The sequence below is a fragment of the Corynebacterium lowii genome (assembly GCF_001412085.1).
In the GTDB taxonomy this organism is placed as follows: Bacteria; Actinomycetota; Actinomycetes; order Mycobacteriales; family Mycobacteriaceae; genus Corynebacterium; species Corynebacterium lowii.
Window position 1 is genome coordinate 1 of sequence record NZ_LKEV01000011.1, and the last position, 3212, is coordinate 3212.

Annotated in this window: 4 protein-coding genes; 1 reads left to right on the forward strand and 3 read right to left on the reverse strand. The window is 47.7% G+C overall.

Translation table 11 applies throughout. The features are described from left to right. Positions 1-1072: 1072 nt before the first annotated feature. A complete protein-coding gene (locus Clow_RS11990) occupies positions 1073-1558 on the reverse strand; it encodes a hypothetical protein (RefSeq protein ID WP_055179253.1) in 486 nt (161 codons plus the stop codon). Positions 1559-1792: 234 nt separating this feature from the next. Between Clow_RS11990 and Clow_RS11995 the strand changes: the two genes are divergently transcribed. Next, a complete protein-coding gene (locus tag Clow_RS11995; RefSeq protein ID WP_211256964.1) occupies positions 1793-2017 on the forward strand; it encodes a hypothetical protein in 225 nt (74 codons plus the stop codon). A 239-nt stretch (positions 2018-2256) separates the two neighbouring features. Here the strand turns inward: Clow_RS11995 and Clow_RS12000 are convergent, their stop codons facing one another. Both Clow_RS12000 and Clow_RS11560 read right to left on the reverse strand, forming a co-directional pair. After that, complete coding sequence (locus tag Clow_RS12000) at positions 2257-2568, reverse strand: hypothetical protein (protein ID WP_211256965.1); 312 nt, start codon at positions 2566-2568, stop codon at positions 2257-2259. A gap of 483 nt (positions 2569-3051) precedes the next feature. Continuing rightward, positions 3052-3212, reverse strand: a 161-nt coding sequence (locus Clow_RS11560; protein ID WP_156334956.1) for a DUF933 domain-containing protein, incomplete at its 5' end; no start/stop codon positions are given.

Sequence of the window (3212 nt, forward strand, 5' to 3'; positions counted from 1 at the left end):
CTAGGGTGGCTTTCTCAGAAGAAGCTGATGGAGGGGAACTGGGTGCCTCCGAGGTGGAGAGGCAGGCTGAGGTGAGGACGTACCCGAAGATTTTGCCGCCAGAAGGGGCACCGGTTCCACCAAAGAAGATAATATTCCTAGATAATAGACCCTGGCACCAATAAAAATATTTTCTAGAAATCTAGGGAAGTAAGGAGAAATTATATTAACAAAGCGGCAATACCCCCGACCGTACCTACGCCATAAAAACAAATTAAAACGAGCAATCAAGATTGACAATGGAAAATATTATTAATATAAAAAATCGCCAGTTGGTTCTTACAGCTCTTAACTCTGTTAAATCAATCTGAAATAAATTTAATTTTAGAATTTAAATCTTCAACGTCTGGCGGAGGATAGTTAAGTGCATGATAAGGATCATGCGGTGATGCCCACCCAGATATTCAAATATAGGAAATCATAATAATCTTTCACTCCTTGCCTTATTACACGACCGGTAATTCACAATTTCCAGACTCAAACTTCTAAGGATGCGTAGTCTACCAAAGGCTTGGTTATAACCTGACTTATAATCAGTTCCCAAGCCTGAGAAATATGGCCTGCACTTTTCGTTTTCTCGCTGATAATTCTACTCAGACATTCTTTCTTATTTACGACACGGATCTACAACTTCCGCCTTAACACATCAACACTTTAAACTGCGTTCTTCACGGTCTAGAGATGACTCAAATTCGCGTACCCTGGCCTTGATTTTCTTCGATTTTCAATACCTCGCATAGCATATGGCAAAGTAGGTTTTCTTGCCGCTTTACACAGGAAAATGGTGAAGTCTATGCCATGCGTGAACACCATAACTTGCCCATATTTAGCAAAACCCACGATTCGCACAACAATAGATGCACGCTTCATATGGTCAAGAGATGAGATAGGATCATCGAAAAACAGGTTCGACTTACTAGCATCGAGGTGATGCCTCAGTAAGAAAACCTGCGAAACCAAGTGAATTCTGCTCCCCTTCAGAGAGAACGTCTGCGAGCTTCGCCCAGGTCGAGCCCTCAGAAAATCTACCTTATCAAGGTATAGAGCCCTGTCGCGCCTTGATGGCAAGCGTAACGTGTTTTAGATCCAGCTTCTCAGTCTCGCGAGTGAAGTACTTTCCTGCCACCTCAGTTACGTAAGCACGGGTAAGTTCGTCAACTTTCATAGTGATTGAACGAGTGTTTGTCTCGGGAAACCCCGCAGCCAGTGCTACCTCCATCCAAAGTCTAGTTCGCTCACCTTCGATGAGTTGCCGCCCGTCGCGCATCGTGATCTGATTGTACAGGTGCCGCCCTTGCTTTTCTGCTTGTGCCAGTTGCTCTGCAAAACTATCTAGACTTAAGCTATCGTCTCGTTCATGCTGGGTAGCAGCATCTTCCCGAAGAGCAATCACAATAGCAATGACATCAACCGGGTGCGACTCATCACCCGCAACGAGCGCAGACTTGCTGGCTTGCAGCGCCTCAAGGACCAAATTGAGAGATCCCGCCCTGGAATCTTCACCGTGTTCCAGACTCACAATGACCGATGAGAATATCCTTGGTACAATGCGAATTTCCTGAGCTCTCCTCAAAATTCAGCAACTCGACGCCGTCCGCACCTTGCTCCCCTAGCCGTCGTGTCCACCACAAACTGCTGGAACCTCTCAATTCGGTCAACAGCATCAGCGCCAAACTGCTGCTGACATAGGACACAGACCGCGCCATCGGAGGTGTGCGGGAAGTCATGATTAGAGTAAGCTACCTTGACTAATATGACGCTGCTGCATTCCGCAATGCCTTCCAAGCGCCTGATCCCACCTCGAGTAGAGGGTTCTTCCCCAAACGTTCCGCACGAAGCAAGATCCGCTGCTTCCTGCTCGGATTTTTGCATTCTCGAGCAAATCAGTAATTTGTTTCTCTGCCCGCATTCCGACCGCTTTGTCCAGATCCTCCAAATGATGGGCAACCGTCGTGAGGACTTCAGCAGTGACGGCTAATCGTTTTTCTCTTGAATAGGGTCACTGACACGAAGACGAGCGACTTCGTTACTCTGCTTTTCCAACTAGTCGGCAGAATTAGGCGGACACATGACGGGTGCTGCTATATCAGCATCCCTTATTGAGGCGCTAAGGCCACGAAGGAACACCTCAGCGGAGCCGTGGGGATCCAGCTCGGGTAGCGGCCCGGGTTGACTTATCTCTTACTTCCATGATTCGGTCACACGGCGCACACCAGTTCAGACAGCCGCAGGATCCACCAGTATTTTTATAGCTGAAGGACCGTAAGAAATCTCCGTTTCGGTGGTCAGATACGTATCCCCACAGTATTCATCATAAAAGGCAATGCGACTACGATCCGGATCAGAAGCTTGGCCTAGCAGATCATTTTTTTCACTACTGCCAACACTGAAAACAACTTCACTTGACGGCGCTCCAGACGTGCTAGTAAACACGTCCAGTACAATCTTTTCCCGATGACGCGCTCCAACCATTGAGCTGATCAATCGACCATAACCAGATTTACCACTACCATTGGTTCCAAAAACCACGGTGATTCCACTTACTTCAAATGTGAGCCCCTGGCTAGGAGCAAGGAAATTAACATTATTGAGTCCTCTTACCACAACTATACGAACCGGCTCACTCTTTGGTGCCTGTGGAGGTAAGAGATGAGCAAACCAACCTCCGCCAGGAGGAGAATCGGGTTCAGCGATTAGGCTCCGTACAATCTCACTATAATCATACTCTCCAATCGTTTGTTCAGAAATAATAAGAGCAAGGTTCTTCTACCTCCGCCATCTTCTTTCACTCTGCCCAGTTCAACAAATTATCGCAAGCTGTCATCTATAGGATTTTCAATTTCGACTTTCATAAAGTAAAGCAAAGAGAAGGGAAAGAAATAAGTCGTAACTGATCTCAACTTTCCTGAAAGGCTTAGTGTACTACGACCCAAAAGAAGATAACTGCCCCAGAAGTACCCGAATTCCCACTACAAGTATAGAATATTCGCCCCCGACATGGACCCTGTTGGTTTATTTCCTCCCCCCAGCAGCAATCCCCGTCCGGAACTCCACCACGTCTCCATCCACCATCACGTACTCCTTGCCCTCCTGCCGCACCTTGCCCGCGGCGCGGGCCTCGGCCATGGAACCGGCGGCATCGAGATCCTCAAAGGAGACGATCTCGGCCTTGA